Genomic DNA, 19,992 nt, shown 5'->3' with positions numbered 1-19,992 from the left:
GACCGTTCGGGCGGATCGGGTCAGGGCGGTCGGGTCCGGGCGGTTCGGGTCAGAGCGGTTCGGGTGCGCCGAGCGTGAACGTGGTGCCGGTGATCACCGCGCCGCGGTGCCGCCCGGGGGTCAACCAGCTGGGAAGGCCGTGGTCGGAGTCGACGGTCACCATGCTGGATGCCAGTCGCATGCGTCCACGGGCCTGGAGACGGGTGCCACGCAGGCTGCCGTCAGGGAATTCCTGGGCGACCATGGCGCGGCTGAAGACCGGCAGGCGCGGCCCCTTGGCCGTGGGGGCGGCCGACACCTTCCAGCCCGGGCCGCTGGCGCTCTGCGCGGTGAAGCAGGACCCGGCCCCCGGTGAACCGGTGAAGTCAGCCAAGGCCTTCGGGATCGCCCAGTTGTCCCGGCCCCCGACCAGGCTGCTGGGTGAGTCGACCGCCATGAACGGGATCGTCGCGATGAAACGCCGGCCGCGGCGGAAGCCGATGGCTCCGAAGACCTCGTCGTAGACACCCACAGGAGTGTCGGCGTACCGGACCATGCCGCCGACGACCACCGCGGCACGCGCCCGGTCGCGCAGCGACGGCGGTAGGGCGTCAGTCGCCTCCGGCGTGGCACGGCTCCACCAGACCACCGCGGAGGCGCGAACCGTCCAGGGGGCCGGAGCCGTGTTCTCGGGAAGGGAGGTGACGAGGGCGTCGTCCAACGCGGTCTCACGGACGCCGGACACCGCGGCAAGGTCGAGGGGCATGGCCGCATCCTGTCGTCGGACGGGTGCAACCTGCAAGCAAAGGGTGCAGAGTGTGGACATGGACGTTGATGTGGTCGTGCTCGGACTCGGTCCCGGTGGCGAGTCACTCGCCACCCAGCTGGCCAAGGGTGGGCTGCAGGTGGTCGGGGTGGATCGGCGCCTCGTGGGTGGTGAGTGTCCCTACTACGGCTGCATCCCGTCGAAGATGATGATCCGCGCCGCTGATGCGCTGGCCGAAGCGCGCAGGATCGACGGGCTCGCCGGTGACGCCACCGTGAGGCCCGACTGGTCCCCGGTCGCGGCCCGCATCCGGGACGAGGCCACCACGGACTGGGATGACCGGGTCGCCGTGGATCGACTCGAGGAGGCGGGTGTCGAGTTCGTCCGCGGCCACGGGCGACTCACGGCACCCGGCGTCGTCCAGGTCGACGACCAGACGTACGTCGCGGCGTGCGGCGTGGTGCTCAACACCGGGACCGAGCCGGCCGTCCCATCGATCGCAGGACTCGAGGACACCCCGTTCTGGACGAATCGGGAGGCCGTCCGCGTCACGGACCTGCCGACCTCGCTGATCGTCATCGGCGGCGGCGCGATCGGTGTCGAGCTGGCCCAGGCGTTCTCGCGATTCGGGGTCCAGGTCACCATCGTCGAGGCGGCGCCGCGCGTCCTCGCCCCCGAGGAACCCGAGGCGAGTGCCCTGGTCACGCGGTTGCTCGAGAGTGAGGGAATCCGGGTGATCGTCGGCGCGGAGATCCAGCAGGTGGGCCACGACGGAGCATTCACCGTCACGGTCGGCGGAGAGGAGCTCAGGTCCGAGCAGCTCCTGCTGGCCACCGGCCGGCGCAACAACCTGGCCGACGTCGGGCTGGACACAGTGGGCCTCGACCCCGCGGCCAAGGTGCTGGACGTCGACGAGTGGATGCGCGCCGGCGAACGGCTGTGGGGGATCGGCGACATCACCGGCAAGGGTGCCTTCACCCACGTGTCGATGTACCAGGCCGACGTCGCGGCCCGCGACATCCTCGGACAGGGCGGCTCACCCGCCGACCACCGCGCCGTCTCGCGGGTCACCTTCTCCGACCCGGAGGTGGGATCCGTCGGGCTGACCGAGCAGGCGGCCCGAGATCGGGGCGGCGACATCCGCACGGGTCTCTCCGAGGACTTCGGCGCTCGTGGATGGATCGCGAAGGCCGATGGACTGGTCAAGCTGGTCGCCGACGGTGAACTCCTCGTCGGCGCCACGTCGGTCGGGCCGTCGGGTGGGGAGGTGCTGTCGATGCTGGCCGCGGCGGTTCATGCCAAGATCCCGGTCGAGACCCTGAAGACGATGCACTTCGCCTACCCGACCTTCCACCGCGCGGTGATGACAGCACTGGCCGACCTGTGAGCCGCGCCCTCCGTCGGTGACTGCGTTCCGACGGCGCTGGCCGACCCGCCCTCGTTGCGGTGGGCGAGGCCGACCCCCTGCGCAGCGCCAGCACCCGGCCTCGACCGGCGTGTCCCAGGTCATGTCCACGGTGGGTGGGCCGCGGCGGAGAACGGTCGGGCTGGTGCTAGAGTTCGAGCCGTTCGACATCCTTTAACGAGCCGTCCCGTGAGGCGGAGAAGGAGGTCAAGCGGCCTGTGCCCACGCACCAGCCCGACCCCGAGACGACCAGTCCCCGTTCCGGCTCCGCCGACGAGGGACCCAGCGATCCGGGCACCACGGACCTGGGGAACGTCGTCCTCGACGCCCGTGACATCTCCCGGGCCCTGACCCGGATCTCCCACGAGATCCTCGAGCGCAACAAGGGTCCCGAAGACCTGGTGCTGCTCGGGCTCCACACCCGCGGCGTGCCGTTGGCCAGGCGCATCGGCGAGCGCATCACCTCGGTGGAGGGCACTCCCGTCGCGGTCGGTTCGCTGGACGTGACGATGTACCGCGACGACCTCCGGTCTCAGCCCACCAGGGGTCCGCAGAAGACCGCTCTCCCGTCCACCGGCATCGACGGTCGCACGGTCGTGCTCGTCGACGACGTGCTCTTCTCCGGTCGCACGATCCGGGCCGCGCTCGATGCGCTGAACGACCTCGGCCGGCCCGCCGCCGTACGCCTGGCGGTGCTGGTCGACCGCGGGCACCGCGAGCTCCCGATCCGGGCCGACCACGTCGGCAAGAACCTGCCCAGCGCCCGCAGTGAACGGGTCAGCGTCAGGCTGGACGAGATCGACGGACGCGACGAGGTCCGCATCTCCCAGATCGGAGCATCCGCGTGAAGCACCTGCTCAGCATCGACGACCTCAGCGTCGACGACATCCAGACGCTCTTCGAGACCGCTGGCGAGATGCACGACGTGCAGCGCCGGCAGGTCAAGAAGCTGCCCGCACTGCGCGGTCGCACGGTGATCAACCTCTTCTTCGAGGACTCCACCCGAACCCGTTCCAGCTTCGAGATCGCGGGGAAGTGGCTCTCCGCCGACACCATCAACATCACCGGGAAGGGCTCATCGACCTCCAAGGGCGAGAGCCTGCGTGACACGGTCCTCACCGTCTGCGCGATGGGAGTCGACGCCCTGGTGATGCGGCACTCCGCGAGCGGGGCCGCCAAGCAGGTCAGTGAATGGGTGGATGCGTCGGTCATCAACGCCGGTGACGGCACCCACGAGCATCCCACCCAGGCGTTGCTCGACGCCTACACGCTGCAGCGCCGACTCGGCCCTCTCGAGGGCCGCCACGTCGCCGTCGTCGGAGACCTCACCCACAGCCGGGTCTTCCGCAGCAACGTCCAGTGCCTGACCAAGCTGGGCGCCGAGGTCACCGTGGTCGCCCCGCCGACCCTGATGCCCAGCGGCGTGGAGGCCTGGTCGAAGTCGGCCGGGTTCACCACGTCCTACGACCTCGACGACGTCTTGCCGAGCGTGGATGCGGTGATGATGCTGCGGGTGCAGCGCGAGCGGATGGCCGGTGGCTTCTTCCCCAGCCCGCGCGAGTACACCGTCGGCTACGGGCTGACCCGCAGCCGCCTGGCCACGCTCAAGCCGGACACCCCGATCTGCCACCCGGGACCGATGAACCGTGGCCTCGAGATCGCGCCCGAGGCCGCGGACGCCGCGGCCAGCGCGGTGCTGGACCAGGTCTCCGCCGGAGTCGCCGTCCGGATGTCCGTGCTCTACCACCTGCTTGCCGGAGAGGAAACTGCATGAGCAGCGACAAGCTCGTCATCAAGGGAGCCTCCCTGCTCGGCGACAAGACCACTGACCTGCTGGTCGAGGGCGGGGTCATCCGCGAGATCGGCAAGGTGTCCGACAAGGGCGCCCGAGTCGTCGACGCCGACGGACTCGTGGCGCTGCCCGGTCTGGTCGACCTGCACACCCACCTGCGCGAGCCCGGTCGCGAGGACGCCGAGACGATCCTCACCGGGTCGCAGGCGGCCGCGGTCGGCGGGTTCACCGCGGTGCTGGCGATGGCCAACACCAACCCGGTCACGGACACCGCCGAGAGCGCCGAGCGGGTCCTCGACCTGGGCCGCGCGGCCGGCATCGTCGACGTCCACCCGGTCGGCGCCGTCACCCGCGGTCTCGCCGGAGAAGAGCTCGCCGAGCTGGGCCTGATGGCCCGCAGCCGCGCCAGGGTGCGGGTGTTCTCCGACGACGGCAGGTGCGTCGCCGATCCCCGCGTGATGCGTCGCGCCCTGGAGTACGTCAAGGCGTTCGGCGGCGTGATCAGCCAGCACTCCCAGGACCCTGACCTCGCCGGCGGGGGAGCCTGCTGCCACGAGGGCGAGCTGTCGGGTCGACTCGGCCTGCCGGGCTGGCCGGGGATCGCCGAGGAGGTGATCGTCGCCCGTGACGTGATGCTGGCCCGGCACACGGGTTCGCGGGTGCACGTCGCCCACGTCTCCACAGCCGGATCGGTCGAGGTGATCCGCTGGGCCAAGGCGCAGGGGATCGACGTGACGGCCGAGGTCACCCCGCACCACCTGCTGCTGACCACGGACCTGCTGGCCGGCTACGACCCGACCTACAAGGTCAACCCACCGCTGCGCCCGGCCGAGGACGTCGAGGCGCTGCGCCAGGCACTGGCCGACGGGACCATCGACGCGGTGGCCACCGACCACGCCCCGCACGCCCGGCACGACAAGGAGCACGCCTTCGTCGATGCGGCCTTCGGCATGCTCGGCCTCGAGACCGCGCTTGCGGTGGTCAACACGGTGATGCGCGGCAACGACCTGCTCGACTGGGCCGGTGTCGCGAAGGTGATGGCCAGCAACCCGGCCCGCATCGCGGGGCTCGACGACCAGGGCCACGCCATCGAGGTCGGCGCCCCCGCCAACCTCACCCTCATCGATCCCGACGCCCAGGTCATCGTCGACCGGGACGCGTCGGTCTCGCTCTCCCGCAACAACCCCTGGCACGGACGCACCCTCACCGGTGCGGTGCAGGCGACGCTGCTCCGCGGCGTTCCCACTGTCCTGGAAGCCGGGCTGACCATGGAAAGCAGGCTCGTATGACTGGCTCAACCACCGGCGCACTCCTCGTCCTCGAGGACGGCCGGGTCTTCCGCGGCGAGTCCTACGGGGCCACCGGGGAGACGTTCGGCGAAGCGGTGTTCTCCACCGGCATGACCGGCTACCAGGAGACGCTCACCGACCCGTCCTACCACCGCCAGGTGGTCGTGATGACCGCTCCGCACATCGGCAACACCGGGGTCAACGACGACGACCGCGAGTCGAAGCGGATCTGGGTCGCCGGCTACGTCGTCCGCGATCCCGCCCGCGTGCCCTCGAACTGGCAGTCCGTGCGCAGCCTCGACGAGGAGCTCACGGAGCAGGGAGTCGTCGGCATCTCCGGCATCGACACGCGCGCGCTCACCCGGCACCTGCGTGAGCGAGGCGCCATGCGGGTGGGCATCTCCTCGACCGAGACCGACCCCGACGCCCTGCTCCAGCGGGTCCTGGCAGCCGGAGAGATGAAGGGCGCCGAGCTGTCCGACGAGGTCTCCACCCGTGAGGCGTACGTCGTCCCAGCGGTCGGCGAGAAGAGGTTCACCGTCGCCGCCCTCGACCTGGGCATCAAGGCGAACACCCCACGGATGATGAGCGAGCGTGGCATCGAGGTGCACGTGCTCCCGGCCACCTCCTCCCTCGAGGAGGTCAACGCGGTCAGCCCCGACGGGTTGTTCTTCTCCAACGGACCCGGTGACCCCGCGGCCACGACCGGCCAGGTCGAGCTGCTCAAGGGCGCGCTGGCCCAGGGCCTGCCCTACTTCGGCATCTGCTTCGGCAACCAGCTCTTCGGTCGCGCGCTCGGCTTCGGCACCTACAAGCTGAAGTACGGCCACCGCGGCATCAACCAGCCGGTGATGGACCGGACGACGAACAAGGTCGAGGTCACCGCCCACAACCACGGGTTCGCCGTGGACGCACCACTCGAGGGCAGCACCAGGACGGAGTTCGGTGACGCCACCGTCTCCCACGTGTGCCTCAACGACGATGTCGTCGAGGGCCTCGAGCTGCGTGACGACGCCGGCACGCTGAAGAGCTTCTCCGTCCAGTACCACCCCGAGGCCGCCGCCGGCCCCCACGACGCGGCGTACCTCTTCGATCGTTTTGTCGACCTGATGGAGTCCTCGGTTTCGAGACGGTCGCAGAGCGACCTCCTCAACCAGCGGACAGAAGAGGAAGCCTGAGATGCCGAAGCGTGAAGACATCAAGTCGGTCCTGGTCATCGGCTCCGGGCCGATCATCATCGGCCAGGCCTGCGAGTTCGACTACTCGGGCACCCAGGCGTGCCGGGTGCTCAAGGCCGAGGGCCTGCGGGTGATCCTGGTCAACTCCAACCCGGCCACGATCATGACCGACCCCGAGTTCGCCGACGCGACGTACGTCGAGCCGATCACCGCCGAGTACGTCGAGAAGGTGATCGCCAAGGAACGCCCCGACGCGCTGCTGGCCACCCTCGGCGGGCAGACCGCCCTCAACTGTGCGGTCGCACTCGACAAGGCCGGCATCCTTGAGAAGTACGACGTCGAGCTGATCGGCGCCAGCATCGAGGCCATCGACCGCGGCGAGAACCGCCAGGTGTTCAAGAAGATCGTCGACGACCTGGGCGGTGAGTCCGCGAAGTCCGTGATCTGTCACTCCGTCGAGGACCTGCTCGCCGGCGCCGAGGAGCTCGGCTACCCGATGGTGGTCCGCCCGTCGTTCACCATGGGTGGCACCGGCTCGGGCATGGCCTACGACGAGGCCGACCTGCGTCGCATCGGTGGGTCCGGCCTGGCTGCCAGCCCGACCACCGAGGTGCTCCTCGAGGAGTCGATCCTCGGGTGGAAGGAGTACGAGCTCGAGGTCATGCGCGACACCGCGGACAACGTGGTGATCATCTGCTCGATCGAGAACCTCGACCCGATGGGTGTGCACACGGGTGACTCGATCACCGTTGCCCCGGCGATGACGCTCACCGACCGCGAGTACCAGAAGATGCGCGACCTCGCGATCGGCATCATCCGTGAGGTCGGCGTCGACACCGGCGGCTGCAACATCCAGTACGCCGTCAACCCGGCCGACGGTCGACTGATCGTCATCGAGATGAACCCGCGGGTCTCCCGCTCGAGCGCGCTGGCCTCCAAGGCGACCGGCTTCCCGATCGCCAAGATCGCCGCGAAGGTGGCCATCGGCTACACCCTCGACGAGATCCCCAACGACATCACCGAGCAGACCCCGGCCAGCTTCGAGCCCAGCCTCGACTACGTCGTGGTGAAGGTCCCGCGCTTCGCGTTCGAGAAGTTCCCCGGCGCGGACCCGGTGCTGACCACGCACATGAAGTCGGTCGGCGAGGCGATGGCCATCGGGCGCAACTTCACCGAGGCGCTGCAGAAGGCGCTGCGCTCCCTGGAGAGCAAGGACGCGGTCTTCGACTGGACCCACCGCTGGGTGGAGCTCGACAAGAGTGCTCTCCTGGAGGAGATCAAGGTGCCCCACGACGGGCGCCTGCGCAAGGTGATGGACGCGATCCGTGCCGAGGCGACCGCGGAGGAGCTCTTCGAGGCGACCAAGATCGACCCGTGGTTCCTCGACCAGCTGATGCTGATCAACGAGGTGGCGGCCGAGATCGCCGACGCCGAGGGGCTCGAGCCGGCGTTGCTGCGCAAGGCCAAGCGGCACGGCTTCTCCGACGCCCAGATCGGCAGGATCCGCAACATGAGCACCGACGTGGTCCGTGGCGTCCGCCACGCGCTCGGCGTCCGCCCCGTGTTCAAGACCGTCGACACCTGCGCCGCTGAGTTCGCCGCCGCGACGCCGTACTACTACTCCTCCTACGACGAGGAGAGCGAGGTGCTGCCGCGCGAGAAGGAAGCGGTGATCATCCTCGGCTCGGGCCCGAACCGGATCGGCCAGGGCATCGAGTTCGACTACTCGTGCGTGCACGCCAGCCTGGCGCTCAGCGAGGCCGGGTACGAGACGATCATGGTCAACTGCAACCCCGAGACCGTCTCCACCGACTACGACACCTCCGACCGGCTCTACTTCGAGCCGCTCACCCTCGAGGACGTGCTCGAGATCGTCGACGCGGAGCGCGCCGCCGGACCCGTCGCGGGGGTCATCTGCCAGCTCGGCGGGCAGACGCCGCTCGGCCTGGCCCGGGGCCTGGAGGAGGCCGGCGTGAAGATCGTCGGCACCTCCCCGGCGGCGATCGACCTGGCCGAGGAGCGCGGGGCCTTCGGTCGGGTGCTGGCCGAGGCCAACCTGCCGGCCCCCAAGCACGGCACCGCCACGTCGTTCCCGCAGGCCAAGCAGATCGCCGAGGAGATCGGCTACCCGGTGCTGGTTCGCCCGTCCTACGTCCTCGGTGGCCGGGGCATGGAGATCGTCTACGACGACGACGCGCTCGAGGCCTACCTCGCGAAGTACGTCGCCAACGGGCTGATCAACGAGAAGCAGCCGGTCCTCGTCGACCGCTTCCTCGACGACGCGGTCGAGATCGACGTCGACGCGCTCTTCGACGGCGAGGAGCTCTTCCTCGGCGGCGTGATGGAGCACATCGAGGAGGCCGGGATCCACTCCGGCGACTCCTCCTGCGCCCTGCCGCCGATCACCCTGGGCAGCTCGGAGGTGCAGCGGATCCGCGAGTCCACCGAGGCGATCGCCCGGGGAGTGGGAGTGCGCGGCCTGCTCAACATCCAGTACGCGATGGCCTCCGACGTGCTCTACGTGCTCGAGGCCAACCCACGTGCCTCGCGCACCGTCCCGTTCGTGTCCAAGGCCACCGCCACCCCGTTGGCCAAGGCGGCCTCACGGGTCATGCTCGGCGCCACCATCGCCGACCTGCGCGCCGAGGGCATGCTCCCGGCCGAGGGCGACGGCGGTCACCTGCCCGACGGGTCCCCGATCGCGGTCAAGGAGGCCGTGATGCCGTTCAACCGGTTCCGGATGCCCGACGGCAGTGTCGTCGACGCGGTGCTCGGCCCGGAGATGCGCTCGACCGGCGAGGTGATGGGCTTCGACGCCAACTTCGGCACCGCCTTCGCCAAGGCCGAGACCGCGGCCTACGGCTCCCTCCCGCTGGGTGGCAAGGTCTTCGTCTCGGTCGCCAACCGCGACAAGCGCCACATGATCTTCCCGATCAAGCAGCTCTCGGAGATGGGCTTCGAGATCCTTGCGACCGCAGGAACGGCGGAGGTGCTGCGCCGCAACGGGGTCACGGCGTCGGTGGTGCGCAAGCACGCGGAGGGCACGTCCCCGGAGGGCGAGAAGACCATCGTCGGCCGGATCCTCGACGGCGAGATCGACCTGGTCGTGAACACGCCGCACGGCACCACCAGTGGTGGTTCGCCGCGCGTCGACGGCTACGAGATCCGGACGGCGGCGATCCTCACCGACATCCCGTGCGTCACCACCGTGCAGGGTCTCGGCGCCGCGGTGCAGGGCATCGAGGCAATGAAGCGCGGCGAGATCGGCGTCCGCAGCCTGCAGGAGTGGGCCGAGCACACCTCGCGCGGCCAGGTGTCATGACGGTCTACCACCACCTGTTCGACCACGTCCTCACCCGGACCGACCCGGAGCGGGCGCACCACGCCGCATTCCGGGCGATCCGGGTGGCGTCTCCGGTGACCAGGGCGGCCAGTCGTCGCGTCGCCCGGGGTGAGCCTGTGCAGGCGATGGGGCTGTGCTTCCCCAACGTGCTCGGCCTGGCCGCCGGCTTCGACAAGAACGCGGTCGGCATCGATGCCCTCGCCGCGCTCGGGTTCGGCCACGTCGAGATCGGCACGGTCACGGGTGAGCCCCAACTGGGCAATCCCAGGCCGCGTCTGTTCCGGTTGCCCGAGGACCGCGCCGTGGTCAACCGGATGGGCTTCAACAACGAGGGCGCCGAGGCGGTGGCGCAACGGTTGCAGGCTCGTGGCGCAAGAGTTGCCCGTTCGCGCAGCAACGACCGCGCGTTCGCGCGGACGGTGCTCGGGGTGAACATCGGCAAGACCAAGGTGGTGCCCGACGACGACCAGGCCGCCGTCGTGGCGGACTACGAGAAGTCCACGGGGCTGCTGGCGCCCCACGCCGACTACTTCGTGGTCAACGTCAGCTCGCCGAACACACCGGGCCTGCGCAACCTGCAGGCCGTCGAGAAGCTCGAACCCCTGTTGCAGGCCGTACGCCGGCGAGCCGACGCGGTGACCGCCTCACGGCTCCCGCTGCTCGTCAAGATCGCCCCCGACCTGGCTGACGACGACGTCGCCGCGGTGGCCGACCTGGCCGTCGCCATCGGGCTCGACGGCATCATCGCCACCAACACCACGATCTCGCGCGACGGCCTGAGCAGCCCCGCCGACCGGGTGGTCGAGATCGGAGCCGGAGGACTCTCCGGCCGACCACTGAGCGAGCGCTCCCTCGACGTGCTGCGCCAGCTGCGCAGCCGGGTGGGTGACGACCTCACCCTGATCGGCGTCGGCGGGGTCACCACCGTCGATGACGCGCGCCAGCGTCTCGCCGCCGGTGCGGACCTGCTCCAGGGCTACACCGCCTTCGTCTACGAGGGGCCACTGTGGCCCGCGCGGATCCTGAGGGGGCTGGCCACCCGATGACCGATGACCGTGGGCCCGTGCACGTGACCGGACGCGTCCTCACGGTGAAGAAGGTGGGTGCCTACCGTCACCTGACGGTGGCCGCGCCCGGCATCGCCGAGCGGTTCCGGCCCGGCACCTTCGTCGCGGTCACGGTCGGAGACCTCACCCCGCGCACCCACCTGGCCCGACGCAGCCTGTGGATCACCGGGGTCAGGCCCACCGGGGCCCACGGCGCCACCGTCGAGATGGTGGTCGAGGCCAACGGGGTCGGCACGCAGTGGCTGGCCGGCCTGGCCCAGGACGACCACCTGGAGATGACCGGCCCACTCGGTCGCCCCTTCGCACTGCCGAAGGAGTCCGTGGCCTGCCTGCTGGTGGGTGAGGGCTACTCGGCCGGCGTGCTGTTCCCGTTGGCCGAGCGCCTGCGGGAACGCTCCTGCGTGGTCACCATGCTGCTCGGAGCCACCGACGAGCCGCACCTGCTGGGGGCGCTCGACGCGCGTCGATCCGCGCGGTCGGTCTCCGTGGTCACCGGCGACGGCTCGGTCGGACGCCGCGGCACCCTGGCCGAGGCGCTGCCCGAGCTGCTCGCCTCCACCGGCGCCGACGTGGTCTACGGGGCCGGGTCGATCCCCACCCTCCATGCGGTCGCCGCCGCGGCAGAGCACCACGGTGCGTGGAGCCAGGTGGCCGTCCAGGTGGCACAGCCGTGTGGCACCGGCCTCTGCCAGGGATGCCCGTTGCCCGTGGTCGGCGAGGACGGCGTCGGCCGGGTCGTGCGCGCCTGCGCCGAAGGTCCGGTGATCCGCGGTGACCGGGTCCGTTGGACGGAGCTGGTGTCGCCGTGAACCTCGGGAACCCCGTGATGATCGCCTCCGGTTGCGGAGGAACCGGGCGCGAGCTCGACGGACTCGGTGTGCTCGACGCCGTCGGTGCCTTCGTCACCCGCACCATCACCCTCGACAGCCGGGTCGGAGGTGCCGCCCCCCGGGTCGCCGAGTCGCCCTCCGGCCTGGTCCATGCGATCGGCCTGCAGAACCCGGGGATCGACCAGTTCCTCACGCGCGAGCTGCCGTGGTTGGCAGCCCGCAAGGTGCCCACCCACGTGTCGATCGCCGGCGCGACCCTGGGGGAGCACGTCGACCTGGCCCGTCGCCTCGGACAGTCACCCGGAGTCTCCGGGATCGAGGTCAACCTCTCCGCGCCCGACGCGTCGGTGTGGGGGTTGTTCGACGCACAGGAGCCCTTCCAGGCCGCCCGCGTCGTGGCCGCCGTACGCCGTGACCTGCCGCGCGGCATCGCGGTCCATGCCAAGCTCGCGCCGGACCTGAGCCGTGTCGTGGAGGCGGCCCGAGCCGTCGTCGAGGCCGGGGCCGACGCGGTGGTGCTGGTCAACGCAGCACCCGCGCTGCTGGCCGACGGACGCACCGGCGGACTGAGCGGCCCGGCGATCCGGCCGCTTGCGCTGCGCTGCGTCCACGAGGTCCACTCGGCCCTGACCGACCTCCCCGTCATCGGTGCCGGTGGCATCGTCGAGACCTCCGACGCACGCGAGTTCCTCGCCGCAGGGGCCGCCGCGGTGCAGATCGGCACGGCCCTGTTGCACGACCCGACCACCGCCGCCCGCATCGCGGCCGACCTTGGAGGAGAGACCCCTTGAGCAACACCACCTTCGGTGCCCGGTTCCGCGCCGCGATCGAACGGCACGGCCCCGTGTGCGTCGGCATCGACCCGCACGCCGAGCTGCTGCGGGCCTGGGGCCTCGATGACGACGTGGCCGGGCTCGAACGCTTCGCGCTGACCGTCGTGGAGGCCGTTGCCGGTGAGGTCGCCGTGGTCAAGCCCCAGTCGGCGTTCTACGAGCGCCACGGCAGTCGTGGTGTCGCCGTCCTGGAGAAGGTGATGGAGCAGGCCCGAGCCGCAGGGATCCTGGTGCTGCTCGACGTCAAGCGCGGCGACATCGGCTCCACCTCGCAGGCCTACGCCGATGCCTACCTCGAGCGCACCTCTCCGCTCTTCGCCGACGCCATCACCGCCAGTCCCTACCTCGGCTTCGGCTCGCTCACGCCGATGATCGACACCGCGCTGCGCAACGACGCCGGCGTCTTCGTGCTGGCCCTGACCTCCAACAAGGAGGCACCCGCGGTGCAGCACGCAGTCGACGCCGACGGCCGCACCGTGGCCGGTTCCGTGCTCGAGTCCCTGCGTGGGCTCAACGCCGGCGCGGACCCCCTCGGCTCCATCGGTGCGGTGGTCGGAGCCACGATCGGCGACGTGGGGGAGAGCTTCGACTTCAACGGACCGATCCTGGTCCCCGGTGTCGGCGCGCAGGGCGGCACCGTTGCCGACGTACGCCGCATCTTCGGCGCTGCCGCCGCCAACGTCACGCCGAGCAGCTCGCGCGCCCTGCTCGGGCAGGGCCCCAGCATCCCCGGTCTGCGCGAGGCTGCCCGGCGGGCCAACGACGAGTTCCGGGGGCTGGTCGCGCGATGAAGGCGGTCGTCGCGCTCCTCCTGGCGCTGCTGCTGCCGTTGGCCGGCTGTTCACAGAGCCGGGAGGACGTTCGCGACGACTACTGCGCCCAGGTCAAGGAGGACGGGCCCGACCTGATCCGCATCTCCGACGAGGCAGGAGCCGAGGCCTTCGAGCAGATGCTGCCGACCTTGGAGGGGTTGGCAGAGAAGTCTCCCCAGGACCTCCAGGACGAGTGGCAGGTCTATCTCAATGCGTTGCGTGGTTGGCGCGATGCCCTCGAGAAGTCGGGGGTGGAGGCCTCCGACCTGGCCGGCGGGATGCCCGAGGACCTGGGCCGCGAGGACAAGCGCCGGATCCGTGGAGCAGCGACGGTGCTGCGCAGCCAGCAGGTCTCGGCCGCGTCGTCCGGGATCGAGCAGCACGCACTGGACGTGTGCGGAACAGCCCTGCTCTGAGCGCGACGAGATTCGTCGGCACCCGTGATCGAGGACCCAGCGTTGCCGTTCGTCGGGGGCTGTGACTACATTGACCACACATCCGCCTGCGCACGATTGACGAGGATCCGCACCCGTGGCCCTGCCCCCACTCACTCCTGAACAACGCCAGGCTGCCCTGGACAAGGCTGCCAGCTCCCGTCGGGAACGTGCCGAGGTGAAGAACCGCCTCAAGAACTCCGGAGCCTCGATCATCGAGGTGGTCCGCGAGGGCCAGACCAACGAGGTCATCGGCAAGATGCGGGTCATCGACCTGCTGCAGTCGATGCCCGGTCTCGGGAAGGTGCGGGCACGCCAGCTGATGGAGCGTCTCAACATCGCTGAGAGCCGCCGCGTCCGCGGGCTCGGCGTGAAGCAGGTGGCAGCCCTCGAGGCCGAGTTCTCCGCACGTGGCTGACGAGTCGACCGCGAGCGCATCCAGCCGGTTGGTCGTCCTTGCCGGGCCGACCGCGGTCGGCAAGGGCACGGTGGCGGCGGTGATCCGTGACGACCACCCCGAGGTGTGGATCTCGGTCTCGGTGACCACCCGTGCTGCCCGCCCCGGTGAGGTCGACGGTGTCCACTACCACTTCGTCTCCGACGAGGAGTTCGACGCGATGATCGCGCACGACGAGCTGCTCGAGTGGGCCGTCGTGCACAAGGCCGCCCGCTACGGCACGCCGCGGCGTCCCGTCGAGCAGGCGTTGGCCGCCGGGAGGCCGGCCCTGCTCGAGATCGACCTGCAGGGTGCTCGTCAGGTCAAGGTCAACATGCCCGAGGCCCTGTTCGTGTTCCTCACGCCACCGTCCTGGGACGAGCTGGTGCGCCGCCTGGTCGGCCGGGGCACCGAGGACGAGCGGGAGCGTGAGCGCCGACTCGAGACCGCTCGCGTGGAACTGGCTGCCGAGAGCGAGTTCGACATCACGATCGTGAACCGTGAAGTTCACGCTGCAGCCACCGAGTTGGTAGCATTGATGAAGGCTCCTCTGCGAGCCTGATCAACGATCAACCGGGCCCATCAACACTGGGCCCTCCTATCGACTACTTGTGAGGCGTGTGCGCGTGTCTGTCCCCACCGGCGAGGGTGTCACCAATCCCTCGATCGACGAACTGCTCACCAAGACGGACTCGAAGTACAAGCTGGTCCTCTACAGCGCCAAGCGGGCCCGTCAGATCAACGCCTACTACTCGCAGCTGGGCGAGGGCCTGCTCGAGTACGTCGGTCCCCTGGTCGACACCCACGTCCAGGAGAAGCCGCTGTCCATCGCCTTGCGCGAGATCAACGAGGACCTGCTGACCTGCGAAGACGTCGACCCGGCCGAGCTTGCCGCCGAGGAGGCCGCTGCCAAGGCTGCCGCGGCCGAGGCCGAGTCGAGCGTCTCCGAATAACGACGACACCCGGAGCTCCGATGACGGATCCCTTCGTGACCGGCTCCCACGACGACGTGGCCGCTTCCCCGACGGGGAGGCGGCCTCGTGTCGTCCTCGGAGTCAGCGGTGGCATCGCCGCCTACAAGGCCTGTGAGCTCCTGCGTCGCTTCACCGAGTCGGGCCACGACGTCACGGTGGTCCCCACGGCTGCCGCCCTCGAGTTCGTCGGTGCTCCCACCTGGGCGGCGCTGTCCGGCAAGCCGGTGGCCACTGACGTGTGGACCGGCGTGCATGCCGTGCCCCACGTCCGGATCGGCCAGGACGCCGACCTCGTCGTCGTCGCCCCGGCCACGGCCGACCTGGTCGCCAAGGCTGCCCACGGCCTGGCCGACGACTTGTTGACCAACACCCTGCTGACGGTGCGATGCCCCGTCGTGTTCGCCCCCGCGATGCACACCGAGATGTGGGAGCATCCCGCGACCGTCGCCAACGTGGCCACGCTGCGTGCACGCGGCGTGATCGTGGTCGAGCCCGACGAGGGCCGCCTGACCGGCAAGGACACCGGCAAGGGCCGCCTGCCCGACCCCGCGGAGATCTTCGAGCTCGCCGTCGACGTGCTCAACCGCGACGGCGCCGAGCTCGACCTCGCCGGTCGACGCGTGGTGGTCTCCGCCGGCGGCACCCGCGAGTACCTCGACCCGGTGCGCTTCCTGGGCAACCGCTCGTCGGGGCTGCAGGGCTACGCGCTGGCACGCACCGCCGCGGCCCGGGGAGCCGAGGTGACGCTGGTCGCGGCCAACGTCTCCCTGCCCGATCCGGCCGGGGTGAAGGTGGTGGCCGTCTCGACGACCGCCGAGCTCCGCGACGCCGTGGTGGCGGCGACCGCGACCGCCGACGCGGTGGTCATGGCTGCCGCGCCCGCCGACTTCCGGCCGACCTCGGTCAGCGACGCCAAGATCAAGAAGTCCGACGACGGCTCCGCGCCCAGCATCGAGCTGGTCCAGAATCCCGACATCCTCAAGCAGATCTCCCACGATCGCGCCCGCCCCGGCCAGGTGATCGTGGGATTCGCCGCAGAGACCGGTGACGCGTCGAGCTCGGTGCGTGAGCTGGCCGTCGCCAAGCTGGCCCGCAAGGGCTGCGACCTGCTGGTCGTCAACGACGTCAGCGGGGGAGCGGTGTTCGGCAGTCCCGACAACGAGGCCGTGATCCTCTCCACCTCGGGGGAGGCACGCCAGGTCCCCCGGGGCAGCAAGGGCGCACTCGCACACGCCATCTGGGACCAGGTGCTCACCCGTCTGCACTGAGCCCCGGGGCACGGACCCCTGAGACGGATGTCACGTAACTCGGGGGCTGGACTATCGTTTTTGAAGACACACCAACGATTCGGGAGTGAGATCCACTGTGGCTGGACGCCTTTTCACGTCGGAGTCGGTGACCGAGGGTCACCCCGACAAGATCGCTGACCAGATCAGCGACACCGTTCTTGACTACCTCATGGAGAACGACGCCGACAAGGAGAACCTGCGCGTCGCCGTGGAGACCCTGCTCACGACGGGGCTGGTCGTTGTCGCCGGAGAGGTGCGCACCAACGCCTACGCTCCTGTCGCCGAGCTGGTCCGCAAGAAGATCCTCGAGATCGGCTACGACCACTCCGACAAGGGCTTCGACGGCACCACGTGTGGCGTCCAGGTCGCGATCGGCGGCCAGTCGGTCGACATCGCGGCGGGCGTCGACGACGGGCACGAGTCGCGCGTCGGCTCGTCCGACGACGACCTCGACAAGCGCGGAGCCGGCGACCAGGGCCTGATGTTCGGCTACGCCTGCGACGACACCCCCGAGCTCTTCCCGCTGCCGATCAAGATCGCGCAGACGCTGTCGGAGAAGCTCTCCGAGGTGCGCAAGGACGGCACGCTGCCCTACCTACGTCCCGACGGCAAGACCCAGGTCACCATCGAGTACGACGCCGAGGGTCGGCCGGTGCGCATCGACACGGTCGTGCTCTCGACGCAGCACGCCGCCGAGATCGACCACCCCACCCTCGAGGGCGACATCAAGAAGCACGTCATCGACGCCGTGCTCCAGGGCTTCGACATCGACTCCAGCGACTACCGCATGCTGGTCAACCCGACCGGCAAGTTCGTGGTCGGTGGCCCGATGGGTGACGCCGGCCTGACCGGTCGCAAGATCATCGTCGACACCTACGGCGGCATGGCGCGTCACGGTGGTGGCGCGTTCTCCGGCAAGGATCCCTCCAAGGTCGACCGCTCCGCCGCCTACGCCACCCGCTGGGTGGCCAAGAACGTGGTGGCCGCCGGGCTGGCCAAGCGCTGCGAGGTGCAGGTCGCCTACGCCATCGGCAAGGCACACCCGGTCGGGGTCTTCATCGAGACCTTCGGCACCGGCACGGTCCCCGACGAGGACATCCAGAAGGCGGTGCTCGAGGTCTTCGACCTGCGTCCCGCCGCGATCATCCGTGACCTCGACCTGCTGCGCCCGATCTATGCCAAGACGGCCGCCTACGGTCACTTCGGTCGCGAGCTCCCCGAGTTCACCTGGGAGCGCACCGACCGTGCCGACGCCCTGAAGGCCGCCGCCACCGCCTGACCCGCTCGTCCCGCTTCCCCGGACACCCGGGGAAACAGGTGCTCCCCGGCCGAGATCTCGGCCGGGGAGTTCTGGTTCCGGCCGGGGAGACGTGCCCGTCCGGCCACCCAGGCCGACAGTCAGCGGTGGAGTCGCGGCCCCCGGGGCCAGAACATCATCAGTGTCCGCGGTTGCTGGTAGGAATGGCCCCGATGACCAACCCGACGTACGACGACTCCGCCGGGCAGCCCGAGCTGCTGCCGGGCCTGGTCCGTGCCCGTGCGCGCAGGGGGAAGACCTCGGCGAAGAGGCCGGAGGCCACGCTGGCCAGCGTCGCCCCCGTGGCCCAGGTGCTGGTGGACATCCCCTTGGCACACCTCGACCGCGAGTTCGACTACGCCGTCCCGGAGTCCATGGCCGAGACAGCCGTGCCCGGGGCGCGGGTCAAGGTCCGGTTCGCCGGACAGGACGTCGATGCGTTCGTGCTCTCTCGCTCCGACGCGAGCGAGCACGCCGGCCGCCTCCAGCCGTTGCGGCGGGTGGTCAGCGCGGAGCCCGTGCTGAGCCAAGAGGTCGCCGCCCTCAGCCGTGCGGTGGCGCAGCGGTATGCCGGCAGCCGCGCGGACGTGCTCCGGTTGGCGGTCCCCCCGCGGCACGCGACCACCGAGAAACATCCGAGCACACCCGCCCCGCCGTTCGCGGCACGGCACGACGACGCGACCGCAGCGTGGCGGGAGGACACCCACGGAGCCGCGTTCGTGGAGGGCCTGGCCGCTGGTCGATCACCGCGAGCCGTCTGGTCCGCGGGCCCCGGCACCGACTGGCCACGGCGCCTCGCCCACGCTGCGGCGGCGACCCACGCCAGCGGCAGGGGAGCCATCCTGTGCGTGCCCGACGGGAAGGACCTGGCTCGTGTCGACCAGGCGCTGACGCAGCTGCTCGGCTCAGGGCACCACGTGGCGCTGAGCGCGGAGAGCGGTCCGTCCGCTCGCTACCGCGACTTCCTCGCCATCTCCCGTGGTTCGACCAGGATCGTGGTCGGCACCCGGGCCGCCGTCTTCGCCCCTGTCCACCACCTCGGCCTGCTGGCGATCTGGGACGACGGCGACGACCTCTATGCCGAGCCTCGCGCGCCCTATCCGCACACCCGGGAGGTGCTCCTCCTGCGGGCGGAGGCCGAGAAGGCCGCCGTGCTGGTGGCGGGGTTCGCCCGCACCGTCGAGGCCGAGTACCTCCTCTCCACGGGGTGGGCCGCCGAGATCGCGCCCTCCCGCGGAGCGATCCGTGACCACCTCACGGTCTCGGTCACCGGGGCGACCGACCGTGAGCTGGAACGCGACCCGATGGCCCGGTCGACCCGCTTCCCGGCCCGCGCGTTCGAGGCGATCCGAGCCGGCTTGACCCGTGGGGGACCCGTTCTGGTCCAGACACCGCGCGCCGGGTACGCAGCGAGTCTCGCCTGTGAGCGCTGTCGCACGCCCGCCAGGTGCACGAGCTGCCGGGGCCCGCTGCGCATCACCGGCAACGCACGCCCTCCGTCGTGCTCGTGGTGCGGCGTCGACCACGCCGGTTTCGCGTGCCCGACGTGTGGTCACCACGGGCTGCGAGCGCCCGTGCGCGGGGATGCCCGCACGGCCGAGGAGCTGGGCCGCACGTTCTCGAGCGTGGTCGTGCGCACCTCCAGCGGAGACCGCGTGCTCACGGAGGTGGGGGACAAGCCGGCCATCATCGTCGCCACCCCGGGGGCGGAGCCGGTGGCCGAGGGCGGCTACGCCGCGGTGGTGCTCCTCGACACCTGGCTGGCACTGGGGCGGCTCGACCTGCGCACCGGGGAGGAGGCGCTGCGGCGGTGGATGAACGCGGCCGCGCTCAGTCGGCAAGGTGGGCACGTGGTGGCGGTCGGTGATCCAGCCGAGCCCCCGCTCCAGGCGCTCGTCCGGTGGGACGCCGGCGGGTTCGCCCGTCGGGAGATGGACGAGCGACGGTCGGCCCACCTGCCGCCGGCCAGCCGGCTGGCGACGATCACCGGGAGTCCCGGGGCCGTCGATGACGTCCTGACCCTGCTCGACGCTCCCGCCGCCACCGAGGTGCTGGGACCCATCCCGGTCGAGACCCGCGAGGGCACGCCGACGGAGTCCCGGGTGGTGCTCCGCGCGCCCCGGCAGAGCGGCAACGCCCTCAGCGAGGCGCTCGGCGAGCTGCAGCGCCTGCGCTCGGCCCGCAAGCTGGATCCGGTCAGGGTGCAGGTCGACCCGCCGAGCCTGTGAGCCGGCAGCCAGGACCCGTCCGGCATGCCTCGCCACGGCT

The 19,992-nt window shown here is 70.5% G+C and carries 18 protein-coding genes; 17 read left to right on the top strand and 1 reads right to left on the bottom strand.

Annotation, left to right across the window (positions count from 1 at the left end):
- Positions 1-49: 49 nt before the first annotated feature.
- Positions 50-745, bottom strand: a complete 696-nt coding sequence (locus ncot_RS09915) for an acetoacetate decarboxylase family protein (protein WP_168617467.1) — start codon at positions 743-745, stop codon at positions 50-52.
- A gap of 58 nt (positions 746-803) precedes the next feature.
- Between ncot_RS09915 and ncot_RS09910 the strand changes: the two genes are divergently transcribed.
- From ncot_RS09910 to ncot_RS09830, 17 genes are all read left to right on the top strand, one after another.
- Positions 804-2,132 (top strand): NAD(P)/FAD-dependent oxidoreductase, encoded by a 1,329-nt coding sequence (locus ncot_RS09910; protein ID WP_168617466.1) that lies wholly within the window; start codon positions 804-806, stop codon positions 2,130-2,132.
- A 323-nt stretch (positions 2,133-2,455) separates the two neighbouring features.
- The gene (gene pyrR / locus ncot_RS09905; protein WP_206065353.1) at positions 2,456-2,998 is read left to right on the top strand and encodes a bifunctional pyr operon transcriptional regulator/uracil phosphoribosyltransferase PyrR; all 543 of its coding nucleotides are present in this window, start codon (positions 2,456-2,458) and stop codon (positions 2,996-2,998) included.
- The gene (locus ncot_RS09900) at positions 2,995-3,924 is read left to right on the top strand and encodes an aspartate carbamoyltransferase catalytic subunit (RefSeq protein WP_168617464.1); all 930 of its coding nucleotides are present in this window, start codon (positions 2,995-2,997) and stop codon (positions 3,922-3,924) included. The genes pyrR and ncot_RS09900 overlap by 4 nt, the downstream gene beginning before the upstream one ends.
- Positions 3,921-5,231 (top strand): dihydroorotase, encoded by a 1,311-nt coding sequence (locus tag ncot_RS09895; protein ID WP_168617463.1) that lies wholly within the window; start codon positions 3,921-3,923, stop codon positions 5,229-5,231. Before ncot_RS09900 ends, ncot_RS09895 begins: the two co-directional genes overlap by 4 nt.
- Positions 5,228-6,409 (top strand): glutamine-hydrolyzing carbamoyl-phosphate synthase small subunit, encoded by a 1,182-nt coding sequence (carA, locus tag ncot_RS09890; RefSeq protein WP_168617462.1) that lies wholly within the window; start codon positions 5,228-5,230, stop codon positions 6,407-6,409. Before ncot_RS09895 ends, carA begins: the two co-directional genes overlap by 4 nt.
- 1 nt (position 6,410) lies before the next feature.
- A complete protein-coding gene (gene carB / locus ncot_RS09885) occupies positions 6,411-9,731 on the top strand; it encodes a carbamoyl-phosphate synthase large subunit (RefSeq protein WP_168617461.1) in 3,321 nt (1,106 codons plus the stop codon).
- Positions 9,728-10,798 (top strand): quinone-dependent dihydroorotate dehydrogenase, encoded by a 1,071-nt coding sequence (locus ncot_RS09880; protein WP_168617460.1) that lies wholly within the window; start codon positions 9,728-9,730, stop codon positions 10,796-10,798. Before carB ends, ncot_RS09880 begins: the two co-directional genes overlap by 4 nt.
- Positions 10,795-11,628 (top strand): dihydroorotate dehydrogenase electron transfer subunit, encoded by an 834-nt coding sequence (locus ncot_RS09875; RefSeq protein WP_168617459.1) that lies wholly within the window; start codon positions 10,795-10,797, stop codon positions 11,626-11,628. The genes ncot_RS09880 and ncot_RS09875 overlap by 4 nt, the downstream gene beginning before the upstream one ends.
- Positions 11,625-12,440: a nitronate monooxygenase gene (locus ncot_RS09870; RefSeq protein ID WP_168617458.1), complete on the top strand. Its 816-nt coding sequence runs from the start codon at positions 11,625-11,627 to the stop codon at positions 12,438-12,440. Before ncot_RS09875 ends, ncot_RS09870 begins: the two co-directional genes overlap by 4 nt.
- Positions 12,437-13,273, top strand: coding sequence for an orotidine-5'-phosphate decarboxylase (pyrF, locus tag ncot_RS09865; protein WP_168617457.1), 837 nt, complete (start codon positions 12,437-12,439; stop codon positions 13,271-13,273). Before ncot_RS09870 ends, pyrF begins: the two co-directional genes overlap by 4 nt.
- On the top strand, positions 13,270-13,710 hold the full coding sequence (locus tag ncot_RS09860; RefSeq protein WP_168617456.1) for a hypothetical protein: 441 nt from the start codon (positions 13,270-13,272) through the stop codon (positions 13,708-13,710). Before pyrF ends, ncot_RS09860 begins: the two co-directional genes overlap by 4 nt.
- Positions 13,711-13,825: 115 nt before the next feature.
- A complete protein-coding gene (gene mihF / locus ncot_RS09855) occupies positions 13,826-14,146 on the top strand; it encodes an integration host factor, actinobacterial type (protein ID WP_168617455.1) in 321 nt (106 codons plus the stop codon).
- Positions 14,139-14,726: a guanylate kinase gene (gmk, locus tag ncot_RS09850; protein ID WP_168617454.1), complete on the top strand. Its 588-nt coding sequence runs from the start codon at positions 14,139-14,141 to the stop codon at positions 14,724-14,726. The genes mihF and gmk overlap by 8 nt, the downstream gene beginning before the upstream one ends.
- 58 nt (positions 14,727-14,784) lie before the next feature.
- Positions 14,785-15,117, top strand: coding sequence for a DNA-directed RNA polymerase subunit omega (gene rpoZ, locus ncot_RS09845; protein WP_206064921.1), 333 nt, complete (start codon positions 14,785-14,787; stop codon positions 15,115-15,117).
- Positions 15,118-15,137: 20 nt separating this feature from the next.
- A complete protein-coding gene (gene coaBC / locus ncot_RS09840) occupies positions 15,138-16,406 on the top strand; it encodes a bifunctional phosphopantothenoylcysteine decarboxylase/phosphopantothenate--cysteine ligase CoaBC (protein ID WP_168617452.1) in 1,269 nt (422 codons plus the stop codon).
- 97 nt (positions 16,407-16,503) lie between these two features.
- Complete coding sequence (gene metK / locus ncot_RS09835) at positions 16,504-17,706, top strand: methionine adenosyltransferase (protein ID WP_168617451.1); 1,203 nt, start codon at positions 16,504-16,506, stop codon at positions 17,704-17,706.
- 191 nt (positions 17,707-17,897) lie between these two features.
- Entirely contained in the window at positions 17,898-19,952 is a 2,055-nt protein-coding gene (locus ncot_RS09830; RefSeq protein ID WP_206064920.1) for a primosomal protein N', read from the top strand.
- Positions 19,953-19,992: the final 40 nt, after the last annotated feature.

This window comes from Nocardioides sp. JQ2195, from assembly GCF_012272695.1.
GTDB lineage: Bacteria > Actinomycetota > Actinomycetes > Propionibacteriales > Nocardioidaceae > Nocardioides.
Note: the sequence above shows the minus strand (reverse complement) of the source record. Positions and strands in the feature narration are given on the sequence as shown.